Origin of the sequence: Delftia sp. UME58 (assembly GCF_014170385.1) — a bacterium.
Taxonomy (GTDB): domain Bacteria; phylum Pseudomonadota; class Gammaproteobacteria; order Burkholderiales; family Burkholderiaceae_C; genus Comamonas; species Comamonas acidovorans.
In genome coordinates this window covers 60,140-79,316 of the sequence record NZ_LZZV01000098.1, presented here as the reverse complement: position 1 = coordinate 79,316, position 19,177 = coordinate 60,140, and the positions used below count along the sequence as shown (strand labels likewise).

The 19,177-nt window shown below is 67.2% G+C and carries 18 protein-coding genes and 1 riboswitch; of the genes, 8 read left to right on the top strand and 10 right to left on the bottom strand.

The window, feature by feature from the left end; genetic code table 11:
* Positions 1-83: 83 nt before the first annotated feature.
* Genes A9976_RS24880 through A9976_RS24870 form a run of 3 tightly spaced genes read left to right on the top strand, consistent with a single transcriptional unit; the run spans position 84 to position 3,468 of the window.
* Positions 84-1,517 (top strand): aldehyde dehydrogenase, encoded by a 1,434-nt coding sequence (locus tag A9976_RS24880; RefSeq protein ID WP_183021216.1) that lies wholly within the window; start codon positions 84-86, stop codon positions 1,515-1,517.
* 32 nt (positions 1,518-1,549) lie between these two features.
* On the top strand, positions 1,550-2,449 hold the full coding sequence (locus A9976_RS24875) for an NAD(P)-dependent oxidoreductase (RefSeq protein ID WP_183021215.1): 900 nt from the start codon (positions 1,550-1,552) through the stop codon (positions 2,447-2,449).
* 47 nt (positions 2,450-2,496) lie between these two features.
* Positions 2,497-3,468 carry a tripartite tricarboxylate transporter substrate binding protein gene (locus A9976_RS24870; RefSeq protein ID WP_183021214.1) on the top strand — a complete coding sequence of 324 codons (972 nt, stop codon included), beginning with the start codon at positions 2,497-2,499 and terminating at the stop codon, positions 3,466-3,468.
* A 12-nt stretch (positions 3,469-3,480) separates the two neighbouring features.
* Here A9976_RS24870 and A9976_RS24865 read toward each other — a convergent pair whose 3' ends face one another.
* The 3 genes from A9976_RS24865 to metH are packed head-to-tail and all read right to left on the bottom strand — an operon-like array spanning position 3,481 to position 7,931.
* A complete protein-coding gene (locus tag A9976_RS24865; protein ID WP_183021213.1) occupies positions 3,481-4,743 on the bottom strand; it encodes a type II toxin-antitoxin system HipA family toxin in 1,263 nt (420 codons plus the stop codon).
* On the bottom strand, positions 4,740-5,150 hold the full coding sequence (locus A9976_RS24860) for a helix-turn-helix domain-containing protein (RefSeq protein ID WP_259649295.1): 411 nt from the start codon (positions 5,148-5,150) through the stop codon (positions 4,740-4,742). Before A9976_RS24860 ends, A9976_RS24865 begins: the two co-directional genes overlap by 4 nt.
* Positions 5,151-5,174: 24 nt before the next feature.
* Positions 5,175-7,931 carry a methionine synthase gene (gene metH / locus A9976_RS24855; RefSeq protein WP_259649294.1) on the bottom strand — a complete coding sequence of 919 codons (2,757 nt, stop codon included), beginning with the start codon at positions 7,929-7,931 and terminating at the stop codon, positions 5,175-5,177.
* 27 nt (positions 7,932-7,958) lie between these two features.
* Positions 7,959-8,085: riboswitch (S-adenosyl-L-homocysteine riboswitch) on the bottom strand.
* Between the two features lie 277 nt (positions 8,086-8,362).
* Between metH and A9976_RS24850 the strand changes: the two genes are divergently transcribed.
* From A9976_RS24850 to A9976_RS24830, 5 genes are read left to right on the top strand one after another with little or no spacing between them, the layout of a single operon-like run.
* On the top strand, positions 8,363-9,184 hold the full coding sequence (locus A9976_RS24850; RefSeq protein ID WP_183021212.1) for a FadR/GntR family transcriptional regulator: 822 nt from the start codon (positions 8,363-8,365) through the stop codon (positions 9,182-9,184).
* The gene (locus A9976_RS24845) at positions 9,181-9,987 is read left to right on the top strand and encodes a transporter substrate-binding domain-containing protein (RefSeq protein WP_063327764.1); all 807 of its coding nucleotides are present in this window, start codon (positions 9,181-9,183) and stop codon (positions 9,985-9,987) included. Before A9976_RS24850 ends, A9976_RS24845 begins: the two co-directional genes overlap by 4 nt.
* Before the next feature lie 31 nt (positions 9,988-10,018).
* Positions 10,019-10,756, top strand: coding sequence for an amino acid ABC transporter permease (locus tag A9976_RS24840; RefSeq protein ID WP_183021211.1), 738 nt, complete (start codon positions 10,019-10,021; stop codon positions 10,754-10,756).
* Positions 10,753-11,406 carry an amino acid ABC transporter permease gene (locus A9976_RS24835; protein WP_183021210.1) on the top strand — a complete coding sequence of 218 codons (654 nt, stop codon included), beginning with the start codon at positions 10,753-10,755 and terminating at the stop codon, positions 11,404-11,406. The genes A9976_RS24840 and A9976_RS24835 overlap by 4 nt, the downstream gene beginning before the upstream one ends.
* Complete coding sequence (locus A9976_RS24830) at positions 11,393-12,139, top strand: amino acid ABC transporter ATP-binding protein (RefSeq protein ID WP_016448706.1); 747 nt, start codon at positions 11,393-11,395, stop codon at positions 12,137-12,139. Before A9976_RS24835 ends, A9976_RS24830 begins: the two co-directional genes overlap by 14 nt.
* Before the next feature lie 71 nt (positions 12,140-12,210).
* Here the strand turns inward: A9976_RS24830 and A9976_RS24825 are convergent, their stop codons facing one another.
* From A9976_RS24825 to urtA, 7 genes are all read right to left on the bottom strand, one after another.
* Positions 12,211-12,570, bottom strand: coding sequence for a zinc ribbon domain-containing protein (locus tag A9976_RS24825; protein ID WP_012202165.1), 360 nt, complete (start codon positions 12,568-12,570; stop codon positions 12,211-12,213).
* Between the two features lie 46 nt (positions 12,571-12,616).
* Positions 12,617-13,846 carry a formamidase gene (gene fmdA, locus A9976_RS24820; protein ID WP_097204649.1) on the bottom strand — a complete coding sequence of 410 codons (1,230 nt, stop codon included), beginning with the start codon at positions 13,844-13,846 and terminating at the stop codon, positions 12,617-12,619.
* A gap of 181 nt (positions 13,847-14,027) precedes the next feature.
* The gene (gene urtE / locus A9976_RS24815) at positions 14,028-14,717 is read right to left on the bottom strand and encodes an urea ABC transporter ATP-binding subunit UrtE (RefSeq protein WP_012202163.1); all 690 of its coding nucleotides are present in this window, start codon (positions 14,715-14,717) and stop codon (positions 14,028-14,030) included.
* A 20-nt stretch (positions 14,718-14,737) separates the two neighbouring features.
* Positions 14,738-15,481: an urea ABC transporter ATP-binding protein UrtD gene (gene urtD / locus A9976_RS24810; RefSeq protein WP_183021209.1), complete on the bottom strand. Its 744-nt coding sequence runs from the start codon at positions 15,479-15,481 to the stop codon at positions 14,738-14,740.
* Positions 15,482-15,500: 19 nt separating this feature from the next.
* Positions 15,501-16,703 (bottom strand): urea ABC transporter permease subunit UrtC, encoded by a 1,203-nt coding sequence (gene urtC / locus A9976_RS24805; protein ID WP_183021208.1) that lies wholly within the window; start codon positions 16,701-16,703, stop codon positions 15,501-15,503.
* Between the two features lie 71 nt (positions 16,704-16,774).
* Positions 16,775-17,689 (bottom strand): urea ABC transporter permease subunit UrtB, encoded by a 915-nt coding sequence (urtB, locus tag A9976_RS24800; RefSeq protein ID WP_013800106.1) that lies wholly within the window; start codon positions 17,687-17,689, stop codon positions 16,775-16,777.
* Positions 17,690-17,868: 179 nt separating this feature from the next.
* Complete coding sequence (gene urtA, locus A9976_RS24795) at positions 17,869-19,134, bottom strand: urea ABC transporter substrate-binding protein (RefSeq protein WP_012202159.1); 1,266 nt, start codon at positions 19,132-19,134, stop codon at positions 17,869-17,871.
* Positions 19,135-19,177 lie beyond the last annotated feature (43 nt).

Here is a 19,177-nt window from a genome sequence, read left to right as displayed (position 1 = left end):
CCTTTTTTGGCGACAACGTGCCCGTTGAGTTTCGCGCCGCGCACTCCTAGACTGCGCCCGAAAGTCAACCCAGGAACCCTCTCATGGCCTCCACGCACGCCGCCGAAATCATCAGCACCAATCCCGCCAACGGGCAGGAGATCGCCCGCATCGCCACCACCACGCCCGAGCAACTGGACGCTGCCGTCACGCGGGCCTGGCATGCCTTCCACCATTCTGGCTGGAAGTCGCTGCTGCCCCACAAGCGCGCCCTGGTGCTGCAGGCCATCGCCGACGGCCTGGCCGCCGAGAAGGAGTCTCTGGCACGGCTGCAGATGCAGGACAACGGCAAGCCGCTGGGCGAATGCCGGGGCATGGTGGAGTCGGCCATAGGCACCTTCCGCTACTACGCAGGCGTCTGCGAGACGCTGGAGACCGATGTGACGCCGGCTCGCGGCGACTATGTGTCCTTCACCGTGCTGGAGCCCTTTGGCGTGGTGGCAGCCATCACGCCGTGGAACTCGCCCATCATGAACGACGCCACCAAGGTCGCGCCCGCGCTGGCGGCCGGCAATGCGGTGATCCTCAAGCCCTCGGAAGATTCTCCGCTGCTGGCGCCCGAGCTGGCGCGCATCGCGCTGGCGGCCGGCCTGCCGCAGGACATGCTGCAGGTGGTGCAGGGCCGCGGGGCCGATGTGGGCGCCGCCCTGGTCGCGCATCCGGGCATCCGCATGATCTCGTTCACGGGCGGGACGACCTCAGGCAGGGCCATTGCCCGCGTGGCCGGCGACCGCCTGGTGCCCGCCGCGCTGGAGTTGGGCGGCAAGTCGCCGCACGTGGTGTTTGCCGACGCCAACCGCACGCATGCCGTGGCCGCCGTGGTGGCGGGCATCTTCGGCTCGGCAGGCCAGTCCTGCGTGGCGGGCTCGCGCCTGTTCATCGAGCAGGGCATCTATGACGAGGTGCTGGAGCAGGTGGTGGCGCGCGCCAAAGGCCTGCGCCTGGCACAGCCCGACGCCGAGGGCGTGGAGATGGGCCCGCTGGCCTCGTTCCACCACCGCGAGCGCGTGGCGGCCTTCGTGGAGCGTGCGCGCGCCGAGGGTGGCCGCGTGCTGTGCGGCGGCGCGGCGCCCACGGGCACGGACTTCGACGGCGGGGCCTTCTACCTGCCCACGGTGATCGACGGCCTGCCGGCCAGCGCCGCATCCTGCCAGGAAGAAGCCTTCGGCCCCGTGCTCGTGGCCCTGCCCTTCAAGGACGAGGCGGACCTCGTCGCCCAGGCCAACGGCACGGCCTTCGGTCTGGCCTGCGGCATCTGGACCGAGAACTTCCAGCGCGCCTGGCGCATGGGTCGTGCGCTGGAGGCCGGCTCGGTCTGGATCAACACCTACAAGCAGTCGGTGACCAGCACGCCCTTCGGCGGCTTCAAGAACAGCGGCATAGGCCGCGAAAAGGGCATAGACGGGCTGCGCCTGTACGCCCAGGTCAAGAGCATGTACTTCGGCCTGCACGCCCAGCCGTTGTCCGTGGCCAAGTGAAGCCCTTTCCCAACACAGCAGAGACAAGCACCATGAACCAGAACACTCGCGTCGCCATCTACGGCCTCGGCAATATGGGCTACCCGCTGGCCGAACGCATAGGCCGCCATTTCGCCACCCAGGTCTTCGACCTCGACGCCGCGCAACGTCAGCGCGCGCAGGACAGCTTCGGCGCCGCCGCCATCACCGGGCCCGAGGATGTATCCGCCACGCAGACCGTGGTGCTGTGCCTGCCCTCGCCCGCCATCTCGCTGTCCGTGCTCGCGCAGATCGCGCCCCGGCTGCCGCGCGGCGCCGTGGTGGTGGAGACCAGCACGGTCAATCCCGAGCACATCCATGCGCAGCACAAGCTGCTGGCGCCTTATGGAGTGGACCTGATCGACGCCTCCATCATGGCTGGCGTGGGCCAGATGGTGGCCGGCACGGCCTCGCTGGCGCTGGGCGGATCGCCCGAGGCGATTGCGCGCGTGCAGCCGGTGCTGGATGCCATTGCCAGCCGCCAGACCTGGTTCGGCGCGCTGGGCGCGGGCGCGGCGGCCAAGGTGATCAACAACGCCGTCGCCCATGCGGTGATGGTGGTCGTGGCCGAGGCCGGCGCCATGGCCACGGCCGCCGGCGTGCAGTGCGACAAGCTCATCGCCCTGCTGTCCGATGCGCAGATGGGCCTGCACCGGCCGCTGACCTACCGCTATGCCGAGCGCATCGTCCAGGGCGACTACGCGGGCGGCATGCCGCTGGATGCGGCGCGCAAGGATTCGGTGCTGGCCCTGCAATTGGCCCAGACGCTGGGCGTGCCGCTGTTCGCCATACAAGGCTCGCACAGCGTCTACGACATGGCCGCCGCCGCCGGCTACGGCCGCGAAGACTATGCCGCCGTGGCCAAGCTCTGGGCCGACTGGGGCTGCCCGGCCGTGCCATCCGACGCCGCCTGAAAGCCCTGCCAAGACCGCACCCGACACCCATTCCAACAAGGAGACATATGACCATCCGCAACCACCCCAACCGTCGCCACGCGCTGGGTCTGTGCCTCGCCACGCTGGCCCTGGCGGCCGCCCCTGCCCTGGCCGCCTGGCCCGAAAAACCCATCGAACTCGTCGTGGGCTTTGCAGCCGGCGGCGGCACGGACATCACGGCACGCACGCTGGCCGTGCACCTGGGCAAGCAGTTGGGCACCCAGGTCGTGGTGTCCAACAAGCTGGGCGCCTCGGGCGAGCTGGGCCTGGCCTATGTGGCCAAGGCCGCGCCCGACGGCCATGTGATCGGTATGACCAACATGCCGGGCCTCGTGACCCTGCCCATTGAGCGGCGCACGCAGTTCAGGCCGACGGACTTCACCTATATCGCCAACCTGGTGCGCGACCCCAGCGCCTTCAGCGTGCTGGCGGACAGCAAGTACAAAAACCTGGCCGACCTGATCGCGGACGCCAAGGCCCGGCCCGGCGAGATCAGCTACGGATCGACGGGCGTGGGCACCGACGACCACCTGGCCATGGTGCTGTTCGAGCGCCTGACGGGCACCCGGCTGAACCACGTGCCCTACAACGGCGCGGGCCCGCTGCGCACGGCCGTGCTGGGCGGCCATGTGACCATTGGCGGCATGAACCTGGGCGAGGTCATGCCCTTCGAGAGCAAGGTACGCATCCTGGCCCAGGCCAGCCCCGCGCGCTCCAGCCTGGCACCCAACGTGCCCAGCTTCAACGAGCAGAACGTGAAGCTGGTGTTCAATTCGGAGCGCGGCATCGTGGCACCGGCCGGCCTTCCCGCTGCCGTGCAGCAGCGACTGACCGAGGCCCTGCGCGCCATCGCGGCCGACCCCGAGTTCCACAAGCAGATGCGCCAGCAGTTCACCGAAATGGACTATGTGGAGGGCGCGGCCTGGAAGACCCGCCTGGACAAGGCCACGGCAGACTTCACCGCGCTGTGGAAGTCCGCGCCCTGGACTGACAAGTAGGCGTTCTTGCCGCTAACCGGCGGAAGCCCGGAACTCCGCATGGGCCGAAAAGGCGGATTCCGACAGCTGGATATCGGCACTGGTGATGCCGATCCTGCGCGCAGCTGCCTGCCATCCATCGACCACCGCCGCGACCTCGCCCAGTATCTGCCGGGCCTGGTTGCGGTCAAGTCCGTAGAACGACGCCGTGCCGAGAACCGTCTCCAGGCTGGGCCGGTTGTCGATGTCGTCGATGTTCAAGACATGCTCGGCCTTGTCGATGTTCGGATTGACATCGAACGCCGGGGCGAGGCACCACCCTGTCCTGCCCAGAACGAAGCCGTGATTGCGCAGGTGATCGTCGCGATTGCCAACGGCGACGTTGAACGCCACGCGCCGGAACAGCTGCGCCAGGTCGGAATCCGCATGCCCGGCATCGCCCTGGGACCGGATGAACTGGGCCAGTTCCAGATAGCTCGTACCTTCGCTGTGCGCCTTGCGCAGCAGCGTCATCGCCGAGGCATAGAACCGCCGCGCACCATGCGCACGGTCAAACCTTTGCACACAGAAGGTGTGCAAGCCATTGTTGAACTGGATCAGCTTCGCGGGCGGCACATCCACGCCGGCCTTTCGGGCCAGTTGGTGAACGACATACTCCCAGGCCCCGATGTCGCGGTCATCGTCGCGGGCGGGAAATTTGGCAATCCACAGCGAGCCATCGGCCTGCGTGAAGTTGGCCTTCGGCCTCGCCCCACCCAGAGAGGCGCCTGGCGCGACGAGCACGGCAAGCCACTTGCGCAGCGCGTCAAGGTCGTCAATACGCCGGCTGCTGAGCTGGTAGGCCACCGCCTCCAACTCGCGCAGGGTCGTCACCGGCGGCGCCGCCATCTTCTCGTCGCCAAGAAAGGTCTCCGTGCCCGGCCGACGAAAGCGCAGTGCGCCCTGACGCGTCTGGTCCTGTACGCCAATGAGGAAGTCCCAGGCATAGAGGGTGCGGGCAGGCCGCTGTTCGTCCTTGGCCTGCAGCGCCTCACGGCGCTTCATGAGCGTCTGGCCCCAGCGGTCGGGAGACGAGTCCAGGAAGATGCCGAAGTTGCCCAACTCGGGCTTTGGGAAAAAGGGATGCTCGTCCAGGGAAAGGTCCGGATCCAGAGCGAAGACACGAGGGTCCTTGAGCCAGTCGCGGTCGTAGTGAAAGCGGATCTGCCCACGGTCATGGGCCAGGGTGCCGACCTGGCAGGCAGGGCCGAGATCGTCGTCCAGCCAGACTTCCAGGGCGTTGTCCTGCTTGCTCATGCCGAATCTTCAGGCGTTGCGACCGATGCCGCTTTGGCCTTGCGGCGCTTTGCCACCGGCACGGGTTCCAGCGCCAGATCCTGCAGCTTGCGCCCCACCCGGTCGTCCGCCGCAAGCTGGCCGAGATCGCCTTCAAGTCCGAGCACAGCCAGTACCCGGACGTAGGACCCCAGCGTGGCACCGGGATCGCCGGACTCGACCTTGTACACCGTGGTCCTCGAAAGCCCCGCGCGCTGCGCCACCACCTCGTTGCTCAGCTTGCGCCTCTTGCGTGCAAGGCGCAGTCGCTCCCCGAGTTCGGAAAGCAGGCGCTGCTCCTGCGGAAAGACGACGGGCGGTTTGCGCGGCATTTCGCTATTAAAGCCGAAGACAAACGATTTTGTCCAAAATAGCGAAATATTAAACAACTGGTTGATGTCACCAGCCAGCGATCACCCCAGATTCGGCGCCAGCAGCCTGCGCAGCTCCTCGATGTCCACGCCCCGGCGCGCGGCCATGTCGGCGAGCTGGTCCTCGCCGATCTCGCCGACGTTGAAGTAGACGGAGTCGGGGTGGCCGATGTAGAAGCCGCTGACGCTGGAGGCCGGGTTCATGGCCAGGCTCTCTGTCAGCGTCATGCCGATCTCGTCGGCCTTGAGCACGGCGAACAGGTCGGTCTTGGCGCTGTGGTCGGGGCAGGCCGGGTAGCCGGGCGCGGGGCGCACGCCCTTGTACTGTTCCTTGATCAGCGCTTCGTTGCTGAGGTCCTCGTCGGGCGCATAGCCCCACAGGTCCTTGCGCACGCGCTGGTGCAGGCATTCGGCGAAGGCCTCGGCCAGGCGATCGGCCAGGGCCTTGAACATGATGCCGGAGTAGTCGTCCAGCGCGTCCTGGAACTCCTTGTCCTTCTTCTCGGCGCCGATGCCGGCCGTGACGGCGAACAGGCCAGCGTAGTCCTGGATGCCCGATTCCTTGGTGGCCACGAAGTCGGACAGGCAGCGGCTGGGGCGCATCACGGGCCGGCCATCCGGGCCTTCCACCATCTGCTTTTCGGTCTGCTGGCGCATGCCGTACCAGGTCATCAGCACCTGGCTGCGGGACTCGTCGGCATAGAACTCGATGTCGTCGCCCACGCGGTTGGCAGGGAACAGGCCGATGGCGCCGTTGGCCTGCAGCCAGCGGCCTTTGATGATCTTCCTGAGCATGGCCTGGCCGTCGGCCAGCACCTTGCGCGCCTCGACGCCGACGATCTCGTCGTCGAGGATGGCCGGATAGGGGCCGGCCAGGTCCCAGGTCTGGAAGAACGGGCCCCAGTCGATGTACTCGGCGATCTCGGCCAGGTCGAAGTTGCGGAACACGCGCCGGCCCAGGGCGCGCGGCGCCACGGGGGCCTGGGCGAAGTCCACGGGCGTGGCGTTGGCGCGGGCCTTTGCCAGCGGCCAAAGCGGTGTCTTCTTCTTGTTGGCGTGCTGGGTGCGGACCTTGTCGTAGTCGGCCTGGATCTCGGCCAGGTAGTTGCCCTTGTTCTCGCCCAGCAGGCTCTGGGCCACGCTGACGCTGCGCGAGGCATCGGGCACGTAGACCACGGGGCCTTCGTACTTGGGCGCGATCTTGACGGCGGTGTGCACGCGCGAGCAGGTGGCGCCGCCGATCAGCAGCGGAATCTTCTTGATGCGGAAGTAGTCGTCCTTGTGCATCTCGCCGGCGACGTACTGCATCTCTTCGAGGCTGGGCGTGATCAGGCCCGACAGGCCGATGATGTCCGCGCCCTCGGCCTTGGCCCGGGCCAGGATCTCATGGCAGGGCACCATCACGCCCATGTTGATGACCTCGAAGTTGTTGCACTGCAGGACCACGGTGACGATGTTCTTGCCGATGTCGTGCACGTCGCCCTTGACGGTGGCGATGACGATCTTGCCCTTGCTGGACACATCGAGGCCCGCCGCCTCCTGCTGACGCTTTTCCTCTTCGATATAGGGCACGAGGTGGGCCACGGCCTGCTTCATCACGCGCGCCGACTTGACCACCTGGGGCAGGAACATCTTGCCGGCGCCGAACAGGTCGCCCACGATGTTCATGCCGTCCATCAGCGGGCCTTCGATCACGTGCAGCGGGCGGCCGCCGCCCTGCACCACGATCTGCTGGTAGGCCTCTTCGGTGTCGGCGACGATGAAGTCGGTGATGCCGTGCACCAGGGCGTGCGACAGGCGCTCGCCCACGGTCTTCGGGTTCTCGGGCGTGCCGCGCCATTCGAGCTTCTTGCTGTCGTCCTTGGCGGCGCCCTTGGCGGCGTCGGCAATCTCCAGCAGGCGTTCGGCGGCGTCAGGGCGGCGGTTGAGCACCACGTCTTCCACGCGCTCGCGCAGCTGGGGCTCCAGGTCGTCATAGACGCCGACCATGCCGGCGTTGACGATGCCCATGTCCATGCCTGCCGAGATGGCGTGGTACAGGAACACGGTGTGGATGGCCTCGCGCACGGGGTCGTTGCCGCGGAAGCTGAAGCTCACGTTGGAGACGCCGCCCGAGACCTTGGCGCCGGGCAGGTTGCGCTTGATCCAGCGCACGGCCTCGATGAAGTCCACGGCGTAGTTGTCGTGTTCCTCGATGCCGGTGGCCACGGCGAAGATGTTGGGGTCGAAGACGATGTCCTCGGGCGGGAAGCCCACCTCGTCCACCAGGATGCGGTAGGCGCGCTCGCAGATCTCGATCTTGCGCTGGTAGGTGTCGGCCTGGCCCTTCTCGTCGAAGGCCATGACCACGGCGGCCGCGCCGTAGCGCCTGATCAGCCGGGCCTGGCGCTTGAATTCATCCAGGCCTTCCTTCATGGAGATGGAGTTGACGATGCCCTTGCCCTGCAGGCAGCGCAGGCCGGCCTCGATGACTTCCCACTTGGAGCTGTCCACCATGACCGGCACCTTGGCGATGTCGGGCTCGGAGGCGATCAGGTTCAGGAAGCGCACCATGGCGGCCTTGCTGTCCAGCATGGCCTCGTCCATGTTCACGTCGATCACCTGGGCGCCGTTTTCCACCTGCTGGCGTGCCACGGACAGCGCTTCCTCGTACTGCTCGTTGAGGATCATGCGTGCAAAGGCCTTGGAGCCCGTGACGTTGGTGCGCTCGCCCACGTTGACGAACAGCGTGCCCTCGCCGATGGAGACAGGCTCCAGGCCCGACAGACGCATGGGAGGGGGAGTGAAAGAGGACGACATCAAGCTCACCTGCAAAAACGGCATGGCAACAGGTGAGCGTCGTTGGCACCGTGGGCGCGGTCCGGCCGGGAACCTGCACCTGGCCCAAGCCTGACGCGGCACGCGATCCGGTGTACGGATGGGCGGGTGCCGCGCTGCAACGCTCCTCGGGCCAAAGCCCGGGATTCTACGGCGGCTGGCGGCGGCCTGCAGTGCGGGTTTTACGCCCGCATTCGGGGCAGGCCTGCACAAAGCCATGCGGCACTGCACCAAAGCGCGGCAGCGCGGGCCGCCGGCGCCGCCTTCGAGGCGGATGGTCGATACCCCATCGCCCCGGATTCTTTGCAGCGCCTGAGGACAACGCTCCTTTTTTTGCATCTGGCACGCAATTCGCTATCTGCTGGTTACGTGGTCTGACCAGTCAGGCCAAAACCCTCCACCCGCGCCAGCCCATGCAAAGCATTCCGATCTCGATGGCCCAGACGCTGCAGCAGCACATCCTGAGCGGCCACTACCCCGGCGGCAGCCAGCTGCCGCCGCAGCGCGAGCTGGCCCGGCAGCTGGGCATCAGCCGCGCTTCGCTGCGCGAGGCGCTGTCCATGCTGGAGGCCCTGGGCCTGGTCGAGATCCAGCCGGGCAAGGGCGTGCGCATCAACGGCCCGCACAGCGGCCGTGCACGCATGCACCGCGCCTATGCCACCCCGGCGCTGGGCACGCTGTCGCCGCGCCAGCTGATCGAGCTGCGCCTGGTGCTGGAGCCCGGCTGGGCCGCGCTGGCCGCCACCCGCGCCGACGACAGTGGCCTGCGCCAGCTGCAATGGACCCAGTCCCAGCTGGCCCACGCACTGGACCGCAGCGACCTGCTGGCCGCCGCCGACGCCGATCTGCAGTTCCACCTGCTGCTGGCCCAGCTGTCGGGCAATCCGGGCCTGGTGGCCATGGCGCGCCAGCTGGAGCTGGCCATCAGCCACAGCCTGCGCCTGCCCTTTGCCTGGAGCGGCGCCGACGACCAGCCCGTGCGCGAGCACGACGCCATCGTGCAGGCCGTCTGCGCGGGCGATGCGCCGGGTGCCGCGGGCGCCATGCGCGCCCACCTGCTGTCGGCCGCAAGGCGCAGCGGCATCGATCTCGACGCACCGGACGACGCGACGGCGCCCGACGCAACGGCGCCCGACGCAACGGCGCCCGACGCAACGGCGCCCGATACATCTGCGCCCGACCCTGACCCGCTTTCCTTTCGCCTCATCCCCCCTCCCGAAGGAGCTTTCGCATGACTTCCCCCCTGACACCCCGCCGCGCATTCATCCGCACCGCCCTGGCGGCCGCCACCCTGGCCGCAGCCGGCCTGGGCGGCGCAGCCCATGCCGACATGCTGGCCAACATCCAGAAGGCCGGCGTGCTGCGCGTGGCGATTCCGCAGGACTTCCCGCCCTTCGGCTCGCTGGGCACCGACCTGAAGCTGCAGGGCTATGACATCGACATGGCGGCCCTGGTGGCCCAGGAGCTGGGCGTGAAGGTGGAGCTGGTGCCCGTGACCAGCACCAACCGCATTCCCTTCCTGACCACGGGCAAGGCCGACATCGTCATCTCCAGCCTGGGCAAGAACGCCGAGCGCGCCAAGGTGATCGACTTCACCCAGGCCTATGCGCCCTTCCCCAAGAGCGTCTACGGCCCCAAGGACGTGAGCATCAAGGCCCCCGCCGACCTGGCCGGCAAGACCGTGGGCGTGACGCGCGGCTCCACCGAGGACCTGGCCCTCACGCAGGTGGCGCCGGCCTCGGCCACCATCAAGCGCTACGAGGACAACAACGCCACCGCGCAAAGCTATCTGACGGGCCAGGTGCAGCTGGTGACGCTGGGCAACATCGTGGCCAACGCCGTCAACGAGCGCACCAGGCTGCGCCAGCTGGACGTGAAGTTCGCGGTCGAGGACACGCCCTGCTACATCGGCGTGGCCAAGGGCGAGCCGGCGCTGCTGCAGAAGGTGGACGCCATCATCACCAAGCTCAAGGCCGACGGCCGCCTGACCAGCCTGTCCCAGCGCTGGATGAAGATGCCGCTGCCCGCCACCCTGTAACCGCTGCGCCCCTGCTCCCGGAAATCCTTCCATGGCCTATCAATTCGACTTCGGCGCCGTGTTCGACTACAGCGGCCTGCTGGCACAGGGCGCAGGCTTCACGCTGGCGCTGACGGCAGCGGGCGCCGTGCTGGGCGGCGCCATCGGCGTGGCCGGCGGCGTCAGCCGCGCCTGGCGCATTGCGCCGCTGCACTGGCTGTTCAAGGTGTACGTGGAGGGCATACGCAACACGCCCTTCCTGGTGCAGCTGATGTTCGTGTTCTTCGGCCTGCCTTCGCTGGGCGTGCAGATCAACGAATGGCAGGCCTGCCTGCTGACCACGGTGATCAACCTGGGCGCCTACATCACCGAGATCGTGCGCGCCGGCATCCAGGAGACGCCGCGCGGCCAGCTGGAAGCCGCTGGCGCGCTGGGCATGGGCCGCTGGGCGGTCTTCCGCCATGTGGTGCTGCGCCCTGCGCTGCAGCGGGTCTGGCCCTCGCTGAGCAGCCAGATCGTGATCGTGATGCTGGGCACCTCGGTGGTCTCGCAGATCGCCGCCCAGGACCTGACGTTTGCGGCCAACTTCATCCAGTCGCGCAACTTCCGCGCGTTCGAGACCTACCTGGTGGTGACGGCCGCGTACTTCTTGCTGGCCCTGGCACTGCGCCAGCTGCTGGCCTGGATAGGCCAGCGCTTCGTGGTGGGCCGCCGCACGCCGCGTGCAGCCCGGCCCGCTGTACCTGCTGCACCCGCTGCACCTGCAACCACTGCCGGAGACGCCGCATGATTGCCGACATTCCCCTGCTGCCCATCCTGGCCAAGCTGGCCGAGGGCCTGCTGGCCACGCTGGCGCTGTCGCTGCTGGCCTTCGTGCTGGGCGGCGCCACCGGATTGCTGGTGCTGTTCGCCCGCGTGGGCCGCAGCCTGAACCTGCGCCGCCTGGCCAAGGCCTATATCCAGGCCTTCCAGAACACGCCGCTGCTGATGCAGATGTTCATCGTGTTCTTCGGCTCGTCCATGGCCGGCCTGGACCTCTCGCCCTGGACGGCGGCCGCCATCGGCCTGACGCTGTACACCAGCGCCTACCTGGCCGAGGTCTGGCGCGGCTGCGTGGAGTCCATCCCCAGCGGCCAGTGGGAAGCCTCGTCCAGCCTGGCCATGGGCTACCTGCAGCAGATGCGCCATGTGGTGCTGCCGCAGGCGCTGCGCCTGTCGATAGCGCCCACGGTCGGCTTCTCGGTGCAGATCATCAAGGGCACGGCGGTGGCCTCGATCATCGGTTTCAGCGAGCTGACCAAGCTCGGCTCCATGCTGGCCAACGCCACCTTCCAGCCCTTCCTCATCTACGGCCTGGTCGCCGCAGGCTACTTCCTGCTGTGCTGGCCCCTGTCCCTCTACGCATCCCATCTGGAGAAGAAACTCTATGCCGCTCGTTGATGTGCGCGCCGTTCACAAGCATTACGGCAACAACCATGTGCTCAAGGGCGTGGACCTGAGCGTGGACAGCGGCCAGGTGGTCGCCATCATCGGCCGCAGCGGCTCGGGCAAGAGCACGCTGCTGCGCTCCATCAACGGGCTGGAGGCCATCCAGTCCGGCCAGATCGTGGTGGACGACGCCGTGCTCAAGGGCTCGGAGGGCAGCGCACCCTCGCCCGCCCAGCTGCGCGCGCTGCGCCTGAACGTGGGCATGGTGTTCCAGCAGTTCAACCTGTTCCCGCACCTGACGGCGGGCGAGAACGTGGCCCTGTCGCCCACCGTGGTCAAGGGCGTGAAAAAGCCCGAGGCGGCGGCACTGGCGCGCCAGATGCTGGCCAAGGTCGGCCTGGGCGACAAGTACGACAGCTACCCCGACCAGCTCAGCGGCGGCCAGCAGCAGCGCGTGGCCATTGCGCGCGCGCTGGCCATGCAGCCCAAGGTGCTGCTGTGCGACGAGATCACCTCGGCCCTGGACCCGGAGCTGGTCAACGAGGTGCTGGCCGTGGTCAAGCAGCTCGCCGCCGAGGGCATGACGCTGATCATGGTCACGCACGAGATGCGCTTTGCCCGCGACGTGGGCGACCAGCTGGTGTTCATGCACCAGGGCCTGATCCACGAAAGCGGCCCGGCCAAGCAGCTGTTCGCCAGCCCGCAGACGCCGGAGCTGGCAGGCTTCATCGGCGCCGTGCACTGAGCGGTACGCCCAGGCAGGAAAAAGGCCCGCGTCGCGGGCCTTTTTGCATCGGTGCGGCGCAGGGGCCGCTGTCAGTGGCTGATCATCCAGGGCCGCTTGGTCGGGAAGGTCTTGGCGCCGTTGGGCGCCGTGACCGTGGAGCCGCGCTTGCTGGCGCCGCTGCAGCAGCCGCAGCCCGAAGGGTGGCGCATGCGCGCGTAGCTGCCCTCGGCCACATCGCGTGAGCGTCTGGGCTCGTGCCGGGCACGCTCGTTGGTGTCGTGGGCGCGGCGCTGCTCGGGGCTGGTGCAGGCCAGGCGCGGCGCGCTGACGAAGACGCGTGGCGATGCCGCCTCGCAGCTGGGGCAGGGCGCGGGCTCGTTGCGCTGCGAGAGGCTGCGCAGCGCGTCGAAGCCGCCGCATGCGGTGCAGTGGTAGTCATAGGTGGGCATGGGCGGCCTCTGGCGGATGGTGGATAGCGGGTGTCGTATGTCGGGCTTACTTGTCCTGGGCGATGGGCAGGTCCACCCCGCCCGTGATGATCTTCTGTGGACCCTCGGCCGTGGGATTGATGTCGAAGTCGAAGATCTCCGTGGGCAGCCACAGCGTGGCGCAGGCATTGGGCACGTCCACCACGCCGCTGATGTGGCCCTGCACGGGCGCCGTGCCCAGCAGCGAGTAGGCCTGGGCGCCGCTGTAGCCGAATTTCTTCAGGTACTCGATGGCGTTCAGGCAGGCCTGGCGGTAGGCCACGGTCACGTCCAGGTAGTGCTGCTTGCCCTTTTCGTCCACCGAGATGCCTTCGAAGATCAGGTAGTCCTTGTAGTTGGGCGTCATGGGGCTGGGCTTGAAGATGGGGTTCTTGATGCCGTACTTGGCCATGCCGCCCTTGATCAGCGAGACCTTCATGTGCACCCAGCCGGCCATCTCGATGGCGCCGCAGAAGGTGATCTCGCCATCGCCCTGGCTGAAGTGCAGGTCGCCCACGCTCAGGCCCGCGCCGTCCACGTAGACGGGGAAGAACACGCGCGAGCCGCGCGAGAGGTCCTTGATGTCGCAGTTGCCGCCGTGCTCGCGCGGCGGCACGGTGCGTGCGCCTTCGGCGGCGGCCTTGTCGCGCGCCTCGCCCTGCATCTGGCCCATGTGGGCGGTGCTGGCGTTGGGCGGGTTGGCCAGGCCGGGAATGCGGTCGGGGTCGGTGGCGATGAGGCCGGTCTCGCGCTCATTCCAGCTGGCCAGCATCTTGGGGTCGGGCAGGCAGCCGATCAGTCCCGGGTGGATGAGGCCCGCGAAGTTGACGCCGGGGATGTGGCGGCTCTTGGTGAACATGCCGTGGAAGTCCCAGATGGACTTCTGGGCCAGCGGGAAATGCTCGTCCAGGAAGCCGCCGCCATTCTGCTTGGAGAAAAAGCCGTTGAAGCCCCAGAGGCTGTCGTCGCGCGCGCCGATGTCCAGCAGGTCCACCACCAGCAGGTCGCCGGGCTGCGCGCCCTTGACGCCCACGGGGCCGGACAGGAAGTGGACGGTGGACAGGTCCACGTCGCGCACGTCTTCGGCGCTGTCGTCGTTCTTGATGGCGCCGCCGGTCCAGTCATAGGTCTCCAGCTTGAACTCCGCGCCCGGCTCCACCCAGACCGCCATGGGGATGTCGGGATGCCAGCGGTTGTGCACCTGCGGGTTGTCGTAGGGGGACTGGTTGAGATCGACCTTGATCAGGGTTTCGGCCATGGTGTGCTCCTTGCGATGGCAGTGGAAAAAGAGAGGAACTCGGCGCCTGCATCGACCGCGGTGAATGAAACCGGCACGGCACAACCCAGGGACACCAAGGAAGGGCCGCCCCGCACCGAGGGTGTCGTCCCCCTCCCGCGTGCGAGAGAGGGGGAAGCGGCGCAGCCGCTCAGGGGGTGCTTCATACAGAGAGGTAGGACTTGATGCGCTGCTCGTCGGTATCTGCTCTGGCCGTCTCATGGACCAGGCGCCCGCCCTCGATGACGAACAGCCGGTCGGCCACATCCATGGCGAAGGAAAGCACCTGCTCGCTGACCACGATGGTGATGCGGCGCAGCTTGCGGATCTCGTTGAGCGCCTTGGCGATGTCCTTGATGATGGAAGGCTGTATGCCCTCGGTGGGCTCGTCCAGCAGCAGCACCTTGGGGTCGGTGACCAGGGCGCGCGCAATGGCCAGCTGCTGCTGCTGCCCGCCCGAGAGGTTGCCGCCCTTGCGCCGGCGCATGTCCCAGAGCACGGGGAACAGGGCGTAGATGTCGTCGGGCACCTGGCGCGTCTTCGCGTTCTCCAGGCCCGTCTGTATGTTCTCCTCCACGGTCAGCGTGGGGAAGATCATGCGGCCCTGGGGCACGTAGGCAATGCCCTTGGCCACGCGCCGGAAGCTCTCGTCCTTCGTGACGTCCTGGCCGGCCACGGTGATCTGGCCGCTCTTGGCGGGCATGACGCCCATCAGGCTTTTGAACAGCGTGGTCTTGCCCATGCCGTTGCGGCCCATGATGGCCACGGTTTCGTTCTCGCGGCCCTCGAAGCTGATGCCGTGCAGCGCCTCGCTCTGGCCATAGGCCACGTACAGATCCTTGACTTGCAGCATGTGAATTCCTTGTGCGTGCCTCAGTGGCCGAGGTAGACGTCGATGACCTTGGGGTCGGCCTGCACCTTGTCCATGGGACCCTCGGCGAGGATCTTTCCCTGGTGCATGACGGTGACCTTGTGCGCGATGCGCGCCACGAACTCCATGTCGTGCTCGATGACGATGACGGAGCGGTTCTTGCAGATGCGCTGCAGCAGCTCGGCCGTCAGTTCGCGCTCGCGGGCGCTCATGCCGGCGATGGGCTCGTCCAGCATCAGCAGCTCGGGCTCCTGCATGAGCAGCATGCCGATCTCCAGCCACTGCTTCTGGCCATGGCTGAGCAGGCCGGCCTCGGTGTCCAGGCGCTCGTCCAGGCCGATGTCGGCGGCCACGGCCTGCACGCGATCGCGCACCGCCTCCGTGCACTTGAAGGCCAGCGCGCCGAAGACCGAGCGGCCTTGCGGGTAGGAGACCTCCAGGTTCTGGAAGACCGACAGGTTCTCGTAGATGGACGGCGTCTGGAACTTGCGCCCGATCCCCAGGCGCACGCGCTTGTGCTCGGCCATGCGGGTGAGTTCCTCGTTCTTGAACTTGATGCTGCCGGCCGTGGCGCGGGTCTTGCCGCAGATCAGGTCCAGCAGCGTGGTCTTGCCCGCGCCGTTGGGGCCGATGATGACGCGCAGCTCGTTCCTGTCGATGTACAGGTTCAGCGCGTCGATGGCCTTGAAGCCGTCGAAGGAGACCGTCAGGTCTTCCACGGCCAGCGTGAAGTCGGTATTGCTCATGGTGTGCTCCCGCTGTGGTTCAGGCGCCCTGGCGGCCCATGCCTTCGGACAGGGCGGACGTGGGCTTGGTGGCGGCCGGGGCCGGGGCAGGTGCTGCCTGGGCCACCTGCGCTGCGGCAGGCGCTGCGCCAGGTGCCGTGCCCTTGCGGCGGCTGTTCCACCACGGAACGATGCGGCTTTCCCACAGGCCGGCCAGCCCCATCGGGAAGGCCATGGTCACGCCGATGAACAGGCCTGCCATGAGGAACAGCCACAGGTCCGGGAAGCTCTCCGAGAAATAGGTCTTGCCCGCGTTGACCAGCAGCGTGCCGTACACGGCGCCCACCAGGCTCATGCGCCCGCCCACGGCGGCGTAGATGACCATCTCGATGGAGGGCACGATGCCCACGAAGCTGGGCGACATGAAGCCCACCTGCAGCGTGAACATGGCGCCGCCTATGCCCGACAGCGCAGCGGCCAGGCAGAACACGAAGACCTTGAAGTTGGCCACGTCGTAGCCGGAAAAGCGCACGCGGTCTTCCTTGTCGCGCATGGCCAGCAGCAGGGTGCCCACCTTGCCAGTCTGTATCCAGCGGCACAGCACGATGGCGCCGATCAGCAGGGCCACGCAGACGTAGTAGAGGATGTACTTGGCGCTGTCCGTGCGCGTGTCCCAGCCCCACAGCGTCTTGAGGTCGGTCATGCCGTTGACGCCGCCCGTGTAGCCCTGCTGGCCGATGATGAGCACGGTGACGATCAGCGCCACGGCCTGCGTGATGATGGCGAAGTACACCCCGCCCACGCGGCGCTTGAACATGGCGAAGCTGATGAGCCAGGCCAGCAGCGTGGGCACGGCGATGACGGCGGCCAGCGAGAACGGCAGGCTCTTGAAGGGCAGCCAGAACGAGGGCAGCTCGGTCAGCTGGTTCCAGTCCATGAAGTCGGGGATGCCGGGCGTGGACTGGATCTTGGTGCTGATGGGGTCGGACGCCTCCAGCTTCAGGAACATGGCCATGGCGTAGCCGCCCAGGCCGAAGAACACGCCCTGGCCCAGGCTGAGCACGCCGCCATAGCCCCAGACCATGACCAGGCCGATGGCGACGAAGGCATAGGTCAGGTACTTGCCGACCAGGTTGAGGCGGAAGATGTCCAGCGCCAGGGGCAGCACCACCGCCAGCAGGACGGTGAGCAGCACCAGGCTGGCGAGCTGGTAGCGCTGTATCCAGGCTTTGAGGGCTTGCATGGAATGACTCCGGTGAACTCAGGGGAAATCGGGGGAACGCGGGGAATTCGTGGACAGGGCCGGCACCGGGATCAGCGCCGCACCTTGGACGCGAACAGGCCCTGGGGACGCAGCATCAGGATGAAGACGATCAGCGACAGCGTGATCACCTTGGCCATGGAGCCCGCGAGGAAGAACTCGGTGATGGACTGCGTCTGCGCAATGCCGAAGGCCGAGACCACGGTGCCCAGCAGGCTGGCCGCGCCGCCGAAGGTGACCACCAGGAAGGCGTCCACGATGTACAGCGAGCCCGAGGTGGGGCCGGTGGAGCCGATGGTGGTGAAGGCCGCGCCCGCCACGCCTGCGATGCCGCAGCCGATGGCAAAGGTCAGGCGGTCGGTCTTCTTGGTGTCGATGCCGATGGCGTTGGCCATCACGCGGTTGCTGACCGTGGCACGCACGCGCAGGCCCCAGCGGCTCTTGTGCAGCGCGATCAGCACGCCGGCCGTGACCACCGCGGTCAGCGCCAGCACGAACAGGCCGTTGATGGGAATGTCCAGCCCCTCGGCCGGCGCCCACGAGCCCATCAGCCAGTCAGGCAGGGTGGGGCTGACTTCCTTGGGTCCGATGAAGGTGCGAAAGCACTGCTGCAGCGCCAGGCTCACGCCCCAGGTGGCCAGCAGCGTGTCCAGCGGGCGCTTGTAGAGGTGGCGGATCAGCCCCCACTCCACCAGCCAGCCGGCCGCGAAGGCGAACAGGAAGGCGGCCACGATGGCCAGCGGGAAGTAGTAGGGCATGAACTCGGGCGCGTGCTGCGCCGTGAGCGTGGAGCCCAGGTAGATGGTGTAGGCGCCAATGGTCATGAACTCGCCATGCGCCATGTTGATCACGCCCATCTGGCCAAAGATGATGGCCAGGCCCAGGCCCATCAGCAGCAGCACGGCGAACAGGCTCAGCCCCGCGAAGCCCTGCATCAGGCCGATGTTCATCATGTCGGAAAAACTCATGGTGCTGCTCCTGCGCGCAAGCCAATCGGGAAACGCAATCAATGCGACGAGCCGCCCCTGCCTGAAACTGGCAGAGCCCGACGCGGGAGACACCGAGGAAGGGCCGTCCCGCACCGAGGGTGTCGTCCCCCTCCCGCGTAGCGAGAGAGGGGGAAGCCGCGCAGCGGCTCAGGGGGTGCTTATTGATATCCCTTGGGGAAGGGATCGGGTTTGATGAGTTCAGGCGACTCCGAGACCACCTTGAACGTGCCGTCCGGCTGCCCCACGGCAATGCGCGACTTGCTCCACAGGTGGTGGTTGGCGTCCACCTTCACGTAGCCTTCGGGCGCGGTCTTGAGTTCCAGCCCCGGCGATGCGGCCACCACCTTGTCCACGTCGAAGCTCTTGGCCTTTTCCACGGCGGCCTTCCACAGCCAGGGGCCCAGGTAGCCGGCCTGGGTGACGTCGCCGATGACGGCATTGGGGCCGTACTTGGCCTTGAAGGCGGCCACGAACTTCTTGTTGTTCTCGTTGTCCAGCGTCTGGAAGTACTTCATCGAGGAGTAGAAGCCCGTGAAGTTCTCGCCGCCCACGCCGGTCATCTCGTCCTCGGTCACCGACAGCGTGACCAGCAATTGCTTGTCACCCGTGATGCCTGCGGCCTTGAGCGCCTTGTAGAAGGCCACGTTGGAGCCGCCCACCACGGCCACGAAGATGCAGTCCGGCTTTTGCAGCTTGATCTTGTTGACCAGCGAGCCGAAGTTGGTGCTGCCCAGCGGGTAGTACTCCTCGCCGACGACCTTGCCCTTCTGGAAGTTCTCGATGTGCTTGCGCGCGATCTTCATCGAGGTGCGCGGCCAGATGTAGTCCGAGCCGATGAGGAAGAAGGTCTTGGCCTTTTTCTCGGCCTTGGCCCAGTCCAGGCTGTACAGGATCTGCTGCGTGGCTTCCTGGCCCGTGTAGATCACGTTCTTGGACTGCTCCAGGCCTTCGTAGAAGGTGGGGTAGTACAGCAGGCCGTTTTCCTTCTCGAACACGGGCAGCACGGCCTTGCGCGAGGCGCTGGTCCAGCAGCCGAAGACGGCGGCGCAGCGGTCGTTGATGAGCAGTTTCTTGGACTTCTCGGCGAAGGTGGGCCAGTCGGAGGCGCCGTCTTCCTTGATCACGCGGATCTTGCGGCCCAGGATGCCGCCCATGGCGTTGATCTGGTCGATGGCCAGTTGCTCGGCCTGGATGGAGCCGGTCTCGGAGATCGCCATGGTGCCCGTGGCCGAGTGCAGCTGGCCCACGACGACTTCGGTATCGGTCACGGCCAGCTTGGTGGTGTTGACCTGGGCCGTGGGCTGGGCGAAGGACCAGGCCGGCAGCCCGGCCACCGAGGCGGCGCCAAGCGCCTGCAGGACGCGGCGGCGGCCCATTTCCGTGCCGGGGGAACCAGGTGTGCGGGGGTCGGAGGGGTGGCTCATGGTGACTCTCCTGTAAGGATCGGTTGGGTGATCTGCAAGTGGC